Source organism: Micromonospora chokoriensis (assembly GCF_900091505.1).
Classification (GTDB): Bacteria; Actinomycetota; Actinomycetes; order Mycobacteriales; family Micromonosporaceae; genus Micromonospora; species Micromonospora chokoriensis.
Genome location: NZ_LT607409.1, coordinates 1,855,247 through 1,871,618, shown reverse-complemented (window position 1 = coordinate 1,871,618; position 16,372 = coordinate 1,855,247). Strand labels below are relative to the sequence as shown.

General features: G+C 73.0%; 17 protein-coding genes. 4 read left to right on the top strand and 13 right to left on the bottom strand.

The window, feature by feature from the left end; translation table 11 throughout:
• The first annotated feature begins 7 nt into the window (after window positions 1-7).
• On the top strand, window positions 8-661 hold the full coding sequence (locus tag GA0070612_RS08820; RefSeq protein WP_088987467.1) for a LuxR C-terminal-related transcriptional regulator: 654 nt from the start codon (window positions 8-10) through the stop codon (window positions 659-661).
• Here the strand turns inward: GA0070612_RS08820 and GA0070612_RS08815 are convergent.
• From GA0070612_RS08815 to GA0070612_RS08805, 3 genes are read right to left on the bottom strand one after another with little or no spacing between them, the layout of a single operon-like run.
• Window positions 642-1,304, bottom strand: a complete 663-nt coding sequence (locus GA0070612_RS08815) for an HAD family hydrolase (protein WP_088987466.1) — start codon at window positions 1,302-1,304, stop codon at window positions 642-644. The two genes, GA0070612_RS08820 and GA0070612_RS08815, sit on opposite strands and share 20 nt — an antisense overlap.
• A 21-nt stretch (window positions 1,305-1,325) precedes the next feature.
• Window positions 1,326-1,580 carry a glutaredoxin family protein gene (locus tag GA0070612_RS08810; RefSeq protein WP_088987465.1) on the bottom strand — a complete coding sequence of 85 codons (255 nt, stop codon included), beginning with the start codon at window positions 1,578-1,580 and terminating at the stop codon, window positions 1,326-1,328.
• Window positions 1,570-3,195, bottom strand: coding sequence for an AMP-binding protein (locus tag GA0070612_RS08805; RefSeq protein ID WP_088991367.1), 1,626 nt, complete (start codon window positions 3,193-3,195; stop codon window positions 1,570-1,572). Before GA0070612_RS08805 ends, GA0070612_RS08810 begins: the two co-directional genes overlap by 11 nt.
• Before the next feature lie 587 nt (window positions 3,196-3,782).
• On the opposite strand from GA0070612_RS08805, the gene GA0070612_RS08800 reads away from it, so the two are divergent.
• The 3 genes from GA0070612_RS08800 (at window position 3,783) to GA0070612_RS08790 (ending at window position 6,910) form a co-directional block, all read left to right on the top strand.
• On the top strand, window positions 3,783-4,766 hold the full coding sequence (locus GA0070612_RS08800) for an ECF subfamily RNA polymerase sigma factor, BldN family (protein WP_088987464.1): 984 nt from the start codon (window positions 3,783-3,785) through the stop codon (window positions 4,764-4,766).
• 278 nt (window positions 4,767-5,044) lie between these two features.
• Window positions 5,045-5,920 carry a DUF5667 domain-containing protein gene (locus GA0070612_RS08795; RefSeq protein WP_088987463.1) on the top strand — a complete coding sequence of 292 codons (876 nt, stop codon included), beginning with the start codon at window positions 5,045-5,047 and terminating at the stop codon, window positions 5,918-5,920.
• 120 nt (window positions 5,921-6,040) lie between these two features.
• Window positions 6,041-6,910: an HAD family hydrolase gene (locus GA0070612_RS08790; protein WP_088987462.1), complete on the top strand. Its 870-nt coding sequence runs from the start codon at window positions 6,041-6,043 to the stop codon at window positions 6,908-6,910.
• A gap of 24 nt (window positions 6,911-6,934) precedes the next feature.
• Here GA0070612_RS08790 and GA0070612_RS08785 read toward each other — a convergent pair whose 3' ends face one another.
• The 10 genes from GA0070612_RS08785 to GA0070612_RS08740 all read right to left on the bottom strand — a co-directional run bounded on the left by GA0070612_RS08785 (window position 6,935) and on the right by GA0070612_RS08740 (window position 16,331).
• Window positions 6,935-7,894: a lysophospholipid acyltransferase family protein gene (locus GA0070612_RS08785; RefSeq protein ID WP_231924610.1), complete on the bottom strand. Its 960-nt coding sequence runs from the start codon at window positions 7,892-7,894 to the stop codon at window positions 6,935-6,937.
• Between the two features lie 190 nt (window positions 7,895-8,084).
• Window positions 8,085-9,161 carry an NAD-dependent epimerase/dehydratase family protein gene (locus tag GA0070612_RS08780; protein WP_088987461.1) on the bottom strand — a complete coding sequence of 359 codons (1,077 nt, stop codon included), beginning with the start codon at window positions 9,159-9,161 and terminating at the stop codon, window positions 8,085-8,087.
• A gap of 122 nt (window positions 9,162-9,283) precedes the next feature.
• Window positions 9,284-9,385 carry a 30S ribosomal protein bS22 gene (locus GA0070612_RS08775; RefSeq protein WP_007465623.1) on the bottom strand — a complete coding sequence of 34 codons (102 nt, stop codon included), beginning with the start codon at window positions 9,383-9,385 and terminating at the stop codon, window positions 9,284-9,286.
• A 270-nt stretch (window positions 9,386-9,655) separates the two neighbouring features.
• The gene (locus GA0070612_RS08770) at window positions 9,656-9,865 is read right to left on the bottom strand and encodes a helix-turn-helix domain-containing protein (protein ID WP_007465625.1); all 210 of its coding nucleotides are present in this window, start codon (window positions 9,863-9,865) and stop codon (window positions 9,656-9,658) included.
• 213 nt (window positions 9,866-10,078) lie between these two features.
• Window positions 10,079-11,263, bottom strand: coding sequence for an ABC transporter permease (locus GA0070612_RS08765; RefSeq protein ID WP_088987460.1), 1,185 nt, complete (start codon window positions 11,261-11,263; stop codon window positions 10,079-10,081).
• Window positions 11,260-12,180: an ABC transporter ATP-binding protein gene (locus GA0070612_RS08760; protein WP_088987459.1), complete on the bottom strand. Its 921-nt coding sequence runs from the start codon at window positions 12,178-12,180 to the stop codon at window positions 11,260-11,262. Before GA0070612_RS08760 ends, GA0070612_RS08765 begins: the two co-directional genes overlap by 4 nt.
• The gene (locus GA0070612_RS08755) at window positions 12,177-13,568 is read right to left on the bottom strand and encodes an efflux RND transporter periplasmic adaptor subunit (protein ID WP_088987458.1); all 1,392 of its coding nucleotides are present in this window, start codon (window positions 13,566-13,568) and stop codon (window positions 12,177-12,179) included. The genes GA0070612_RS08760 and GA0070612_RS08755 overlap by 4 nt, the downstream gene beginning before the upstream one ends.
• Window positions 13,569-13,611: 43 nt before the next feature.
• Window positions 13,612-14,904: a hypothetical protein gene (locus GA0070612_RS08750; RefSeq protein ID WP_088987457.1), complete on the bottom strand. Its 1,293-nt coding sequence runs from the start codon at window positions 14,902-14,904 to the stop codon at window positions 13,612-13,614.
• A 58-nt stretch (window positions 14,905-14,962) separates the two neighbouring features.
• On the bottom strand, window positions 14,963-15,538 hold the full coding sequence (locus tag GA0070612_RS08745; protein ID WP_088987456.1) for a TetR/AcrR family transcriptional regulator: 576 nt from the start codon (window positions 15,536-15,538) through the stop codon (window positions 14,963-14,965).
• Entirely contained in the window at window positions 15,531-16,331 is an 801-nt protein-coding gene (locus GA0070612_RS08740; protein ID WP_088987455.1) for an alpha/beta fold hydrolase, read from the bottom strand. The genes GA0070612_RS08745 and GA0070612_RS08740 overlap by 8 nt, the downstream gene beginning before the upstream one ends.
• Between the last annotated feature and the right edge of the window lie 41 nt (window positions 16,332-16,372).

The window sequence follows — 16,372 nt, the reverse complement described above, 5'->3', positions numbered from 1 at the left end:
CACAGCCATGCGCATCGTGATCGCCGACGACGCCGTCCTGCTCCGCGAAGGGCTGGTCCGGCTGCTGACCGAGAGCGGACACCAGGTGGTGGCCGCCGTCGGGGACGGCGACGCGCTGGTCGGTGCGGTGGTGGAGCATCAGCCCGACGTGTCGATCGTCGACGTCCGGATGCCGCCGTCACACACCGACGAGGGGCTGCGGGCGGCGGTGGAGGCCCGCCGGCTGGTGCCGCGTACCCCGATCCTGGTGCTCTCCCAGTACGTCGAGGTCTCGTACGCCGATGATCTGCTCGCCACCACCGGCGGCTCCGGTGGTGGGATCGGCTACCTGCTCAAGGACCGGGTGGCCGCGATCGACGAGTTCCTGGACGCGTTGCGCAGGGTGGCGGCCGGCGGCACGGTGCTCGACCCGGAGGTGGTGGGTCAGCTCTTCGCCCGACGTCGCCGGGACGACCCGCTGCGCGAGCTGACCCCCCGCGAACGCGAGGTGCTCGCCCTCATGGCCGAGGGGCGCTCGAACACCGCCATCGCGCGTGCCCTGGTGGTCAGCGACGGGGCGGTGGAGAAGCACGTGCGCAACATCTTCACCAAGCTCACCCTGCCACCGGACACCGAGCAGCACCGTCGGGTGCTGGCCGTCCTCACCTATCTGCGGAACTGACCTGCCGGGCCAGGGTCACCGCGTCGGTGAGGGTGTCGGCCACCGGGTGACCGGAGGCGCGCAGCCGGGCCGGGTCGGTGAACCCGCCGGTGTAGAGGACCGCCCGGCCGCCCACGGCGGTCGCCGCGTCCGCGTCGTCGATGGAGTCACCGATCAGCACCACCGAGGTGCCGTCCAGGCCCAGCTCGGCCAGGTGCAGTTTGAGCGACTCGGCCTTACGGTCGCCGCCGACCGTGGCCCGCAGGCCGTCGACCCGGGTGAAGTGGCCGGTCAACCCGTACGTGTGCACGGCCGGCACCAGCTCCTCGTGGAACCACATGGAGAGCAGACTCTGGCTGCCGGGCCACGCGGCCATCGCCGCGCGCGCGTCGGCGGCCAGCTCACAGGTCGTCAGGCCGGTGCGGTACGCGTCGTGGAAGATCCGGTCGAGTCGGCCGAACTCGTCGGCGTCCACGGCCTGCCCGAGCACCTCGGCGTAGTACTCGGCGATCGGCCGGCGGAACCGCACCCGGTGCTCGTCAGGGGTGACCGTCGGCCCGCCGAGGCTGGCGAACACGACGTTGGTGGCGGACACCACCAGGCTGAGGTCGTTGAGCAGGGTGCCGTTCCAGTCCCAGACGAGATGCGGGTGCGCGGTGGTCATCAGAGCACCCTAGGCCCCGTTTCAGAGCTGCGGCGTGGTCAGGTCCCGCAGCAGCCGGTCCTCCTCGACCCGCCAGTAACCGTGCTCCTTGCCGTCCAGCATCACCACCGGCAGCCGGTCCCCGTACTCCCGTTCCAGGCCGTCGTCACCGGTGACGTCCCACTCGACCCACTTGTCGCCGGTGACCGCCACCACCCGGTCGAGCGCCGCCTTGGCGTCGTCGCACAGGTGGCAGCCGGGTCGGGTGATCAGGGCGAGCCGGGCGTCAGTGGCCATCGGGTACCTCCGTGCGGGTGTCGGCGGGTGCGGGCCGGCCGGCCGGGGCCGCCGACCGGAGATCAGTCTTGCGTACCTTGCCGATCGCCGAGTGGGGCAGGGCGTCGACGATCTCGACGGCGGTCGGGCACTTGAAGCGGGCGAGGTTCCGTGCGCAGTGCGCGAGCAGGTCGTCGCTGGTCACCGGTCGCCCCGGCTTCGGCACCACGTACGCCCGCACAGTCTCGCCGGTCCGCGGGTGCGGCACACCCAGTACCGCCGACTCGGCCACCCGGGGGTGCCCGGCGAGCACCAGCTCGACCTCGTGCGGATAGACGTTGAACCCGTTGACCAGGATCAGCTCGCCGAGCCGGTCGACCAGGAAGAGGTCCCCGTCCTCGTCGGCGTAGGCGATGTCCCCGGTGCCCCACCAGCCGTCGGCACCCGGCCCACCCCGACCGTCGGGCCAGTAGCCGTCGAAGAGGTTGGGGCCACGCACGACGATCTGCCCCGGGTCGGTGCCCGGCGTCATCTCGGAGATGTCCAGCTCGTCCGGGTCGTCGTCGGGTACGGCGACCCCGTCGCGCCAGAGGTCCGTCCCGTCGGCGCCGACCAGGCGTAACCCCACCCCGGGCAGGGGACGGCCGATCGAGCCGGCCTTGGCTACACCACCCACCAGGGTGGAGGTCAGCACCGGGGCGGTCTCGGTGAGGCCGTACCCGATGTGCACCTGATGCCCGGTGGCCTCGGTGAAGCGCGCCGCGACCGGGGGTTCCAGCGGCGCCGCGCCACAGACCGCCACCCGCACCGACGCGGTCGCCGCGCGGGCCGTGGGGGCGTCGGCCCAGGTCAGGAACATCGACGGTACGCCGACCAGCACGGTGACCCGGTGCCGGGCGATGTCGTCTAGCCCGGCGGTCGGGCCCGGCTCGTCGAGCAGCACCCCGGTCGCGCCGTTGTCGATGACCGCGCCGAGCCCCGAGTTGAGCCCGTACGCGTGGAACAGCGGCAACGCGAGCAGCACGGTGTCCGCCGGCCCGACCACCGGGGGTTCGATCCCGTCGACCTGCTGGAGGTTGGCGAGCAGCGCCCGGTGCGAGAGCATCGCGCCCCTGGGCCGCCCCTCGGTGCCGGAGGTGTACAGCAGTACGGCCAGGTCGGTGCCGCCTCGGCGCGGGCGGGCCGGGCCGGGCGAGTCGGCTGTCGGCGGCGTGCCGTGCACGGCGACGAGCGCGGGCAGCTCGGCGGTCAGGTCGGCGACGAGGCTTCGGACCCGGTCGGTGGCGACGAGCACCGACGCGCCGGAGTCGGACAACACGTGCCGCAGTTCCGGTGCGGTGAACCCGGGGTTGACCGGCACGGCGACCAGGCCCGCGCGCAGGGCGCCGAGCCAGGTGACCACGAAGTCGATGGTGTTCGGCAGCGCGATCGCGACGCGTGGTGGCGTACCGCCGGGGTCGGTGTGCGGGGCGACGGTGGAGAGGCCACGCGCGGCGGCGTCCACAGCGGCGTCCAGGTCGGACCAGCTGAGCGTCTGGTCGCGCCAGTGCAGCGCGGCCCGGTCGGCGCGGTCGTGTGCCGCCCGGCGGACCCGGTCGGCGAGGTTCGGCGCGGGGTGTACCGAGGCGTCCTGCACGGTGATCGAGTCTGTCACAGCGGGCGACGACGGGCCACGCCCGTCAGCTGACCGAGCGCCCGGGTGGCGACTCCGACGAGAGTCCCATCCACGGGACTGCCTGATGTGCCACCGGCGGTTCGACCGGGTCCTGCCGATGGGACGGGCGGCGGGGTCCGCAAGCGCTTCGGCACGCCGGTACGACTGCCCGACGGTGCGGGCCGACCGAACGTCCGGCATGCCCTCCGATCAGGTGATCCATCGTGGATCAGCGCGCCAGCGGAAAGTCAAACGCACACGACGGACAACCGGTCCGGCATTGGTGCGACGGAGCGGGAAATACTTCCGCCTTGTGTAACGGACTTGCCACGCGCGGGTGACGTTGGCCCTATCATCACTCGGGTCGGGTCACCCCATTTGCCGTGAGTCGACACCCCTCAGCCCGAGGAGGCCCCCGTGCCTGTGAGCGCATTGGACCAGCACCTCCAGGGGAATTGCCGTCCGCCGGCAACCCCCGCGACCGTTCTGCCCGACCGGGAGCCCGGTCGGCCCGTCCCGACGACCCACGGACCGACCCATCCGACGACCAACGGGGCGGGGGCAGCCCGGTGACCACCTTCGGTTACGCGGAACGCCCGCTCGGCCTGACCGGTCAGCCGGCCCGCTCCCACGTCAACGAGCGACCCACGGCCCGTTCCCCGCTGGACGATCCACACGGCACCGCCGTGCGGGGCGACGGCGCGGCGCACCGGATCCGCAGTCGGCCCCACCCCAACGAACCCACACCGCGCCCGTCGGTGCCCGGCGGCAACACGAAGACGCCCGGGGGTCGGGTCGGCGTACCCTCCCGGCCGTTGCCCGCGCAGGGCCGACGGGGCAGCGACACGCCGACGGTGACCACCGACCCGGCGGCGGGCGAGACGGCGGTGATCCCGGCGGTGCCGGCGGAGACCGCGGTGATCCCGGCGGTGCCGGCCGAACCCGCGACCACCCCGACCGGGTTCCCGAGCCGCCCCGACCCGTCCGACCCGGCCACCGAGGTCTGGACGCTGATCGAGCGGGCCCAGGCCGGCGACTCCGAGGCGTTCGGCCTGATCTACGACCGGTACGTGGACACCGTCTTCCGGTTCGTCTACTTCCGGGTCGGCAACCGCCAACTCGCCGAGGACCTCACCTCGGACACCTTCCTGCGCGCGCTCAAACGGATCGGCAGCTTCACCTGGCAGGGCCGAGACCTCGGCGCCTGGCTGGTGACGATCGCCCGCAACCTGGTGGCGGACCACTTCAAGTCGGGTCGGTACCGGCTGGAGGTGACCACCGGCGACGTGCTCGACGCCGACCGGGAGGACCGGGGCCCCGAGGGCAGCCCGGAGGCCGCGGTGGTGGAGCACATCACCAACGTCGCGCTGCTCACCGCCGTGAAGCAACTCAACCCGGAGCAGCAGGAGTGCATCGTTCTCCGCTTCCTCCAGGGCTTCTCCGTCGCCGAGACGGCCCGCGCCATGGGCAAGAACGAGGGCGCCATCAAGGCCCTCCAGTACCGGGCCGTCCGCGCCCTGGCCCGACTCCTCCCGGACGGCTTCCAACCGTAGATTGTTTCGAGAAACCGATGGATGTCGATCAACGTCTGCCCAGCTCAGAGCCGGTGCAGTCCGGTGACAACCATCACTTTGTGTAATTTCCGCCCCGCCTGGCCCGTAACCCGTGCCCGGTCCGCCGCGTTTCTCCGGGTGCGACCGGTGGAGGTCCCGGCAGGCCCGGGCACCGAGGTCCCACCGGTACGCCGGCGGCACCTCACCTCCGTGGTGTCACACTGCCGCCCGGTCGTTGGCAACGACGGCGGCCGACCGGCCGTGACCAGCGAGAGGAGATGCCTGCGGTGGACGACATCCTCTTCTCCCGCCGGCGCGCCGACCGCTTCGCGCAGCTTCTCGACGAGGCCAACGGCGCTCGGCGGCACCACGTGCGATCGCGGATGGACACCGGACTCGCCCCCCTCGTGGCGGTGGGCCAGCGTCTCAGCGCCGATCCCCCGGCTGTCGAGGTGAACCCCGAGTTCCGGACTGGCCTGCGGGCGATGCTGCTCGCGACGGCCGAACGGGAAGGGCTGGGCACCGCACCGGCGGCCGGCGAACCGGCCACCACCACGACCCGTGGGCGGCTGCTACCGGCGGTCACCGCGCGGCGGGCCCGCGCCCGGGGCGCGATCCTGGTCGGCGTCGCCGCCGGCGCCATCGCCGTCTCCGGCATCTCCGCCGCCAGCGAGAACGCGGTGCCCGGCGACGCGCTCTACGGCATGAAGCGCTCGACCGAACGCGCCCAGCTCGCCCTGGCCAGCTCGGACATCAGCCGCGGCCAGCTCTTCCTCGACTTCGCCCGGACCAGGCTCGGCGAAGCCGCCAAACTGCGCGGCGACCGGATCGGCTACAGCGCGGTCCTGGACGACATGGACGCCGACACCCGGCAGGGCGTACGCCTGCTCACCTCCGCCGCGGTGCAGCGGGCCGAGCCGGGCAGCCTGGACACCCTCAACACCTTCGTCGCCGGTCAACGTCGCGCGGTGAGCAGCCTGCTCGACGGGAGCACCCGCGCCGACCGCGAACGCACCCAGCGGTCGCTGCTCCTCCTGAACGACATCCGGGAACGTTCGGACTCGCTGCGCGCGGCGATCGCCTGCGGCCTCCCGGCCCCGACCCCCAGCGACGCCCTCGGGCCCGCCCCGAAGGCCTGCCCCGGATCCCGCTGATCCCTATACCGCACGTGCGACCGGCCGCGCCACAGTTCGTTGTGTGCCCGGCCGGTCGACCGTCTGCGGCGGATACCCTCGCTGGGAGGCATCCGTCGTACCGGTGAGGAAGGGAGTCGCGTGGCGCGCAGCCGTAAGGTGACGGTCAGCACCGACGCCGAGGGACACACTGCGGGCTGGGCGGAGACCGACCTGGCCCCGGCCACCGCACCGGACACGACGGCCGCGGCGTTCTTCGACGTGGACAACACGATGATGCAGGGCGCGTCGATCTACTGGTTCGCCCGTGGGCTCGCCTCCCGCAACTACCTCACCACCGGTGACCTGGCCCGATTCGCCTGGCAGCAACTCCGGTTCCGGCTGCTCGCCCGGGAGCACGCAGGTGACATGTCACTCGCCAAGGAGGCCGCGCTGGCCTTCGTGCAGGGCTGGCGGGTCGACGAGGTGGAGCACCTCGCGGAGGAGATCTTCGACGAGACGATGGCTCCCCGGATCTGGGCCGGCACCCACCAACTCGCACAACGTCACCTGGACGCCGGCCAGCGGGTGTGGCTGGTCAGCGCCGCCCCGGTGGAGATCGGCCGGGTGATCGCCGCCAGGCTCGGTCTCACCGGTGCCATCGGCACGGTGGCCGAGGTGCGGGACGGGGCGTACACCGGGCGGTTGGTGGGTGACCTGATGCACGGGCCGGCGAAGGCCGAGGCGGTCACCCAGCTCGCCGCGGTGGAAGGGCTCGACCTGACCCGCTGCGCCGCCTACAGCGACTCCGCCAACGACCTGCCGCTGCTCTCCGCGGTGGGCAGGGCGGTGGCCGTCAACCCGGACGGCAGCCTGCTGCGGCAGGCCCGCCGGCACGGTTGGGAGGTGCGGGACTTCCGCACCGGCCGCCGGGCGGTGAAGATCGCGGTGCCGTCGACAGCAGCAGCCGGGTTGGTCGCCGGGGCGGTCACCGCCGGCCTGGCCCTCCAGCGACGCCGTCGCGCCGGCTGACGCCCGCCACGCCGCCGCGCCCGCTCAGGGGCCGAACGGGTCGGGCCGTCGCTCCAGCAGCGTGTGCACGGTCTGCTGGATGGTCTCCCGCACCTGGTCGGCGAGGTTGAACACCACCAGCGGGTCGTCCGCCGAATCGGTCAGGTGGGCGGTCGGGATCGGCGGGCAGAACTCGATCAGCCACTTGCTCGGCAGCGGCACCACACCCAACGGCCCGAGCCAGGGGAAGGTCGGCGTGACCGGGAAGTACGGAAGCTTGAGCAGCCGCGCCAGCGGCTTGATGTCGGCGAGCATCGGGTAGATCTCCTCGCCACCCACGATGGCGACCGGCACGATCGGCGTGCCGGTGCGCAGCGCCGCCGAGACGAAACCGCCCCGCCCGAACCGTTGCAGCTTGTACCGGTCGGCGTAGAGCTTGCCGATCCCCTTGAAGCCCTCGGGGAACACGCCGACCAGGTCACCCGCGCCGAGCAGCCGCTCCGCGTCCGGGTTGCAGGCCACCGTGCCGCCGGTCTTGCGGGCGATCTCCGAGACCACCGGCATCCGGAAGACCAGGTCGGCGCCGAGCAGCCGCAGGTAGCGGTGCGCGGGATGCTTGTCGTGCAGCGCCGCCGAGAGGATCAACGCGTCCAGCGCCACCGTCCCCGAGTGGTTGCCGACCACCAGGGCGGGCCCGTCCACCGGCACATGCTCGACACCACTGACCTCGGTGCGGAACCAGTCCCGGTAGAGCAGCCGCAGCAGCGGGTGGAAGACCGCGTCGGTCAACTCCGAGTCGAAGCCGAACTCGTCGACCTCGTAGTCACCGGACAGCCGTCGGCGCAGGAACGCCAGACCGTTCGCCACCTTGCGGTCCCAGTGGTCCCCCGGCCGATCCGCCACGGCCGGTGCGGTGCCGCCCGGCGACCCGGCTCCCGCCGGACTGCCCGACTCCGCGACGGGTTCGTCGGTGGCGGCGGTGTCGACCTCGTCGACGGGCGGCATCGGGGGCGGCGCGAGCCGCGCGACCGGCCGATGCCCGTTCCGCCGCGCCGGCTCCGCGTCCGGCGCGGGCGACTGCTGCGGTACGTCGAAACGCCCGACCCCCTGCGGGTCACGCCCCTCCGCCGGCCCCGTCACGGTGCCCCCTCGGTTCGCGACTGGGGGGCTCGCAAACCCGGCTCACTCCTCGCGCTCACGGCCTGCGCTCCGTTACGGCTGCGCGGACCTGCCGGATGCCGTCCCGGACGAGCTTCTCGGCGACTGCCAACTGGTCCCGGGTGACCACCACACCACCGTGGTGGGCGCGGATGAAGTCTGCGAACGCTTCGGCTGTGGAGCGCGGCGTGAAGCCGTACTCCTGCTCCAGCCGGCTGGTGTCGACCACCCGGCCGTGCACGAAGAGGTCGACCTGGTCCAGGCCGTAACGGCCGAAGCCCATGGTGCGGGCCAGTGCTGCGGCACCGGACAGACCCGGTTCGAGCACCGGCACAGCCACCCGACCGGCCCGGCGGATCGCCTGCGACAGCGACAGCACCCCCGGACCGGCGACGTTGTAGGTGCCGGGATGGTCCTCGACGATCGACCGGTGCAGCACCTCCAACGCGTCGTCGAAGTGCAGGAACTGCAGGCGGGGGTCCCGGCCGAAGACGGTCGGCACGAACGGTTGCGCGAAGTAGCGGGTCAACGTGGTGTCGGCGGTCGAACCGATGAACGGCGCGAAGCGCAGCACCGTGGCGGTGACGTCGGGCCGGCGGCGGCGGAAGCCGCGAACGTACCCCTCGAGGTCGAGAATGTCGCGGCCGAAACCGCCGCGCGGCACCTCGCGTGGTTCGGTCTCCTCGGTGAAGACCGCCGGGTCCCGGAACGAGACCCCGTACGCGGCGGTCGACGAACGGACCACGAGCTTGCGCAGCCGGGGTGCCCGTTGGCAGGCGGCCAGCAGGTGCATGGTGCCGATGACGTTCTGGTCCTTCATGGCTGGCCGACCACCGTGCTGCTGGTCGGGGGCGCTGACCAGCGCGAGGTGCACCACCGCGTCGACGTCCAGATCGGCGAGGAGGCCGCCGAGCGAGTCGCTGTCGAGGCGGATCCGTTCGACCCGGTCCAGCAGATCGGTGAACTCGGTGCCCGAGTCCGGGGCGTCCACCCCGATGACCCGTTCGATCCGGGGGTCGGCGGCCAGTCGGGCCGCCACGTGGGCGCCGAGGTAACGGCCCACCCCGGTGACGACGACGACCCCCGGCACACCTGGGGTGTTACCGGGGGTCATCTGACGCACCTACCCCGGCAGGGAGGACCGAGCCGGGACGACCACGGCCTGATCACCTGAGCCTCCGGGGATCGACAGTTAGGCAAGTGACGCCGAGCGCCGGGCATTGAGCCCGGCGGCGATCACTTGCCGAGACGGCGACGCTGGACGCGGGTCTTGCGCAGCAGCTTGCGGTGCTTCTTCTTAGCCATGCGCTTACGGCGCTTCTTGACCACCGAGCCCATACGACAGCCTTTCGATACAACGTGCGGGGCGGACCGGATGACACCACGCAGGTGGCGACGGCGACCGCTTGCGGACAACGGACCGGACCAGTCTGGGCGGCGGGGCGCACCGGTGGGGTCTCGGTCGGACTCCAGGGTAGCTGGACAGCGTCAGCCGGACCAACGCGCCCCCGTCGGAGCCGCCCTTCGCTCGCGACTGCGGGGCTCGCAAGCTCACTCCTCGCGCTCACCGATGCCGATCAGGTGGCACTCGGAGGGCGGGGCGGTGGCTCAGGCGGTCTCCTGAAAAGCACCCCGGAGATATTCGTGCACCGCATGCTCCGGCACCCGGAATGAGCGGCCGACCCGGACCGCGGTGAGCTCACCGCTGTGCACCAGGCGATAGACCGTCATCTTCGACACCCGCATGACCGTCGCCACCTCGGCAACGGTCAGGAACTTGACCTCCGACAGCCGTCCGTCGGACTGCGACCCGGCCATGGCTCACCGACCCATCCCATGCCCGGCGCGTGCCAACCCGACGGATGCTCCGGGCCGGGCCGACGACGCGCGTGTTACCAGTACGGTAGCGGGGCGGTTGTGACCGGCGCGATCCCTTCGTGCAACTGATCATGTTTCTCCTCGCCGTTCACCCGGTCCGCGCTCCCGGTCTCCGCCCACCTGGGGCCGCCGTCCGGTCTGTTCCGCCGCTGCTCACTCGGCGCGCAGCGCCACCACCGGATCGAGGCGGCCGGCGCGCTGCGCGGGAACAACCCCGAAGACGATGCCGACCACAGCTGACACGCCGAACGCGAGCGCCAGCGACCACCAGGTGATCGCGGCGGGGATCGGCGACAGGGCGTCGACCAGCAGGGCGGTCCCCACTCCCAACGCCATTCCGGTCAGCCCGCCGATCGTGGTGAGCAGCACCGCCTCCAGCAGGAACTGCACACCGATGTCGCGGGGACGCGCGCCGACCGCCTTGCGCAGACCGATCTCCCGGGTCCGTTCCCGGACGCTGACCAGCATGATGTTGGAGACACCCACGCCGCCGACGAGCAGGGAGATGCCGGCGATGGCGGCCAGTACGCCGGTGAGGACGCCGAGGATGTCGCCGAGCACACCGAGGATCTGCTGCTGGGTGACAGCGCTGAACTCGGTGTCGGGGTGGCGGCGGTTCAGCTCGGCGACGATTCGCTCGCCCAGTTCGTCGATCCGCTCCCGGTCGGGTGCCTTCACCGCGATGCCGTCCACCCGCTGGGTGCCCCAGAGTCGCTGCGCGGCGGTCACCGGCACGTGCACCTCGGCGTCCCGGTCGACGCCGAGGCTCTGCCCCAGGGGCGCGAAGACGCCGATCACCCGGAACCGCACCCCGGCCAGCGTCACCTGCTGGCCGAGCGGGTCCCGGTCGGGGAAGAGCGCCCGGGCGACCGAGTCGCCGAGCACCGCGACGCGTCGGCTGGTGTCCACGTCGGTGCCGGTGAGGTAGCGACCACGGGCCAGCGATCGGGCGAACACCGCGGGGCTGGTCTCCAGCACCCCCTGCACGGTGGTGAAGTCGGAGCGGTTGCCAGCTCGGGCGGTCGCCCCGGAGGCGACGGTGACCGCCACCCGGTCCGGGTCGCCGACCACCCGGGTGACGGCGTCCACGTCGCGCAGGGTCAGCGGCGACACCACCGGAGCGTTGCCCACCTCGATCCGGCCGGGGACGACCAGCAGCAGGTTGGAGCCGAGGCCCTCGACCTGTTGCTCGACCTTCTGTTTGGTGCCGGTGCCGATGGCCACCAGCAGGACGACCGAGGCCACCCCGATGATCACCCCGAGCATGGTGAGGGCGCTGCGAAGTCGGTTGGCGCGGAGGGCGTCCAGCGCGACCCGCCACGCCTCGGCGACCCTCATGCCGCGCCGCCCGGCCGCTCGGTGTCGGGCTGACCAGCGGCGGCGTCACGTTGCTCGACCTCGCGCGGAAGGCACCCGGTGGCTCCGGCGGCGCCACCGGAGCCACCGGGTGGGTGCCCCGGGCCGCTTCCGGACGCGGACCGGGGCTCCGCGCTGGGAGCGGGGACCAGTGTCGCAGGTCGACCGTGGTCGACGGACGGCGGTCGATCATGGGCGGAGAGCGTGTCGTCGCTGTCCGCCACCACCACCCCGTCGCGCATGGTGATCCGGCGGCGGGCACGCGCCGCGACCTCCTGGTCGTGGGTGACCATCACCAGCGCCACCCCGGACTCGGCGTTCAACCGCTCCAGCAGTTCGAGCACGGCCGCGCCGGTGACGCTGTCCAGGTTGCCGGTGGGCTCGTCGGCCAGCAGCACGGTCGGCTCGGTGACCAGCGCGCGGGCGATCGCGACCCGTTGCTGCTCGCCACCGGACATCTGGTTGGGCCGGTGGTCCAGGCGGTGCCCGAGACCGACCCGGCCGAGCACCGCCGCCGCCCGCTCCCGGCGTCGCCGGGCCGACACACCCCGGTAGACCAGCGGCAGCGCCACGTTCTCCACCGCCGACGTACGCGGTAGCAGGTGGAACGCCTGGAAGACGAAACCGATCGTCTCGTTGCGCAGGGTGGCCATCTCCGGCGGGGCCAGGGTGTTGACGTCCCGCCCCCCGATGACCAGACGGCCACCGGTGGGGCGGTCCAACCCGCCGAGGAGGTGCATGAGCGTGGACTTACCCGAGCCGGACGGGCCGACCAGGGCCACGTAGTCCCCCGGCCGCACGACCAGCGACACCCCGCGTAGCGCCTCGACGGACACCCCGTCGAGGTGGTACGTCCGGGACACGTCCAGCGCCTCGATCGCCGGCGGGGCGGCGGTCACCGCACCTCCTGGCCGTCGCGGACCTGGTCGGTGCCGCGCACCACGACCCGGTCACCGGGTTGGACACCGTTGAGGATCTGGACGAGATCGGCCCCCTGGACGCCCACCGTCACCGCCGCCCGCCCGGCCCTGCCGTCGCGGACCACCCACACCGCGTCCCGGCCGTCGGCGGAGAACACCGCCGAGGCGGGGACCGTCACCGCGTCGGCCGCCTCGCGTACCCGCAGGTGGACTATCGCGTTCATGCCGGGGCGGGGCGTGGGCGCCGGCTCGTCCTCGGCCAGCTTCCCGGCGCCCAGGGTGAGGCGCACCCGGTAGGTGACCCCGCCCTGGGCGGAGTTGGTGGGCAGCACGTCGACCGAGCGGACGGTGGCGTCGTAGCTGGCCCCGGTGACGGCGTCCAACTCGACGGTGGCGGTCACGCCGGCCTTGACCAGCAGCACGTCGGTCTCGTCCACCTCGGCGAGCAGCCCCAGCTGCCCGGTGTCGACAACGGTCAGAACCGGTGTGCCGGCGGTGACCCGACCGCCGACCGCCACCGCGTCGTCCACCCCGGCCGGCGGCCCGCCCTGACCGGAGGCCAGCGCGGACGGGTCGAGGCCGGCGGCCTGGGCGACACCGGCCTGCTCCAAGAGCCCGGCGAAACCACCGGTCGGGCTGCTGCCGGCCCGGGTGCCGCCCGGCTGCACCACACCGGCGATCGGAGCCCGCAGGGTCAACGCGTCCACTGTCGACCTCGCCAGGTCGTACCCCTGCTGGGCCTGGAGCCGCTGCGCCGCGGAGAGCGCGCCGACGGCGGAGCTCAACCCGTTGATGCCGCGTTGGACGGCGCGGACCGCCTGGTCGGCGCTGCGCGCGGCGGCAGTGTACTGCCGCTGGGCGGACGTCACCTGGGTCAGCAGCGCATCGCGCACCTCGGGGTCGGCGATCTTCTCGGCGGCCTCGCGGGCGGCGTCGAACGCCTCGTTCGCGGCCCGGTCGGTGCCGCGGCGACTGCTGGTCAGGTCACCCGTGGAGACACCTCGCCCGGCGCGCTTCGCCGCGTCCAGGGCCTCCTTCGCCTGCCGCAGCCGCTGCTGGGCCGACGGCGAGTCGACCACGGCGAGGACCTGGCCGCGCTGCACCGACTGGCCGGGCTGGACGCGCAGGCTCGCCAGCGTGCCGTCGGCGGGAGCGGTGAGGGTGGCGGCGGCCCGGGCGGTCACCGTCGCCGGCGCGTCGACCACCTCGCTGACCGGGTTGCGGGCCGCCGACGCCAACGCGAGGTCCGGGGCGTCGTCGCCGCAGGAGGCGGCGGTGGTGGCGGTGAGGACGGCGACGGCGGTCAGGGCGACGAGCAGGCGGGGCCGCGTGGTGCCGACCGGCTGCGGCAACTGGGGGCGGCGCACCCATCGATGGTACGACCGACCGTCACACCGCCCACCGGGACCGTCAGGCGCTGGCAGCGCGGACGTACGCGACGCACTCGTCGTGCAGCGTCGACCACTTCTCGCCGAACGCCTGCTCGGCGGCCACGTCGAGGGTGTCGCGCTCGTGCACCACCGCCTTGAAGAAGGCGAGCAACGACTGCGGCCCGTACCTGTCGACGAGGTGTCGGACGGCGAGGTAGCCGACGCCGTAACTGCCGGCGACCCGCTCGGCCGAGGCGTCGTCGGCGGGGTTGACGCCCGCCAACTGACCGTCCCAACCGCCCCGGACCAGTTTGCGCACCTCGGGGATGCCCTCGTACCTGTCGACCGCCTGACCACCGGCACCCGCCAGCTCGGCCAGCCCCTCCACCAGCCACCAGGTCGTCTTGCCCGGGTAGCCGCGCTCGGGCAACGACGCCGCGTGGGTCAGCTCGTGCCGGAGCAGGTCGTCGGTGCCACTGCTGGAGAGCCCTTCGGCGTTGAGCACCACCTCGTGGTGACCGCCGCCGACTGTCACCGCATACCCGCCGGTCCACTCCGGCCGGTCGCCGCCGTACCACCGCTGCCACTCGGCGGGACCGGCGTAGAAGATCCGGTAGCGGTCCGGCGGCGACCCGGTCAGCGCGTACCCGTCGGCGACCTTGGCCGCCGCCTCGGCCTGGGTGAGCAGGCCGGGCAGTTTGCCGCGCAACGCGGGGGTGGTGGCGACGATGGTCCGCGCGCCGACCGCCACGGCCAGATCGCTGATCTCCCACGGTCGGGTGCCGGTCTCCACCGACTTGGATTCCTCAACGGCGACCAGGCGGGGCTGGTCGCCGTTGTCCCGCCACCGGGTGCCGATCAGCACCGGGCTGGGCCGGCAGTCCGGCGCGACGAAGCAGTACTGGAAGCGCACGAGGAGCCGCCACTCCCCCGGCTTGCCGACGACCGGTGCGGGCAGACCGCTCGGTTCGGCCCGCCAGACGGTCACCTTGAGCTCGCGGAGCGCGGCGAAGCGTCGGCGCAGGTCACCGTGTGCCACGGGGTCGGCGACGGCGAGGAAACCGGCGCGGTCCCCGCCGAGCAGCGCGGTGGACTGCCGGTTGAGTTGAGCGGTCATCCGGTCGGCGAGCGCCCGGGCCGCCACGGTGGCGGGATCGTCGGCCGTCGAGACGCCGGCCCGACTGAACGTGGCTCGGGGGCCGTTCTCCCGGATCACCCCGACGACGAGCACCGCCGGCACGCCACAGCCCAGCAGCACGACGACCACCAGGAACACCGTCCACAGCGGCCAGAGCCGCCGTGGTGCTGGCCGTTGCTGCACCCCGTCAGTCACCCGCCGAAGGGTACGACCATTACCTGAGCGGGGCGAGGCCGCCCCGGTGCCGGTCCGTTCACGCGTCCGTGACCGGCCAGGAGCGGAACGAGATGTCCATGCTGGCGACCAGTTGGTGGTACGAGCGGTCGAGTTCACGGGGCAGGCCGAAGCCGCCCGCGGCCTCCAGGGCGACGAAGCCGTGCAGGGCGCTGCGCAGGGCACGGGTCGCGTCCACGGCGTCGTCGCCGGTGAGCCCGTACCCGCGCAGCACCGCGAAGATCGCGCCGACCGCCCGCTCGCCCGCCTCGACGTGCTCCGGATCGGTCGGGTCGGGCACCTGCTGGGTCGCCGGGTAGCGGCCGGGATGCCGGTGGGCGTAGGCGCGGTAGGCGTCGGCCATCGCCCGCAACGCGTCCCCACCCGAGCGACCGACGGCGGCGGTGGTCAGCTCGGTGGCCAGCTCGGCGGTGGCCAGGGCGGACAGCTTCTGGGCCAGTGCGTCCGCACCCCGCACGTGTTTGTAGAGGCTGGGCAGCGCCACCCCGAGCCGGCCGGCGAGCGCGGCCAGGGTGAGCTGCTGGTAGCCGACCTCGTCGGCCAGCCGGGCGGCCTCCCGCACCACCGTCTGCTGGTTGAGACCGACCCTAGGCACGGGTGCACACCGCCAGGAAGCCGAGCAGCTCGTCGGCCATGCGCTGCGGCCGGTCGGCGTGCGGGTAGTGGCCGGATTCCTCGATCATCCGGGCCTCGGCGGTGCGGAAGAGCCGCCGGGCGGCTCGCGCCTCGGCCCCCGGGTTGGGGAAGTCCGGGTCCTTGGCGCCCATTAGCACCAGCACCGGCTGCCGCACCTGCGGGGCACGGGCCGTCCAGTGCGGCTCGACCGGCACGATCACACCGCGCACCGCGGCCATCCGGCCGGGCTCGCGCAGGTTGGTCACCATCGACCTGCGGTACGCGGCGTCGTCGGCGGGGCGGTGCACCGGGAACAGTGTCCTGTGGAACATCCCGAACAGTCGAGGGCTGTGCAGCACCGACCACATCGCCATCCGCACCAACGGGTTGAGCTTGGGCTGACCGACGAACGCGCCGACCTGCACGATGCCGCTGACCAACTCGGGCGCGTCGGTCGCGGCGAAGACCACCGCCGCCGCGCTGGACGAGCTGCCCACCAGCACGGCCGGGCCGGCGTCGATGTCACGGACCACGGCCAGCAGGTCCGCGCCGACCTCGGCCGGTGCGTACGTCGGCCAGCCGACGCTCGACTCGCCGTGGCCCCGTACGTCGACCGAGGCGACCCGGTGACCGGCCGCGACCAGCAGCGGCACGAGGTGCCGGTAGCTCGCCCGGTTCTCGCCCATGCCGTGCGCGAGGACGACCAGAGGGCCCTCGCCGTGTACCTCGTACGCGATGTGTCCGCCGTCGCGGCGAACCTGGCTAGCTGTCATAGCCGTAAAGCTAACCCACTTAGCCAACATCGTCAACCCGC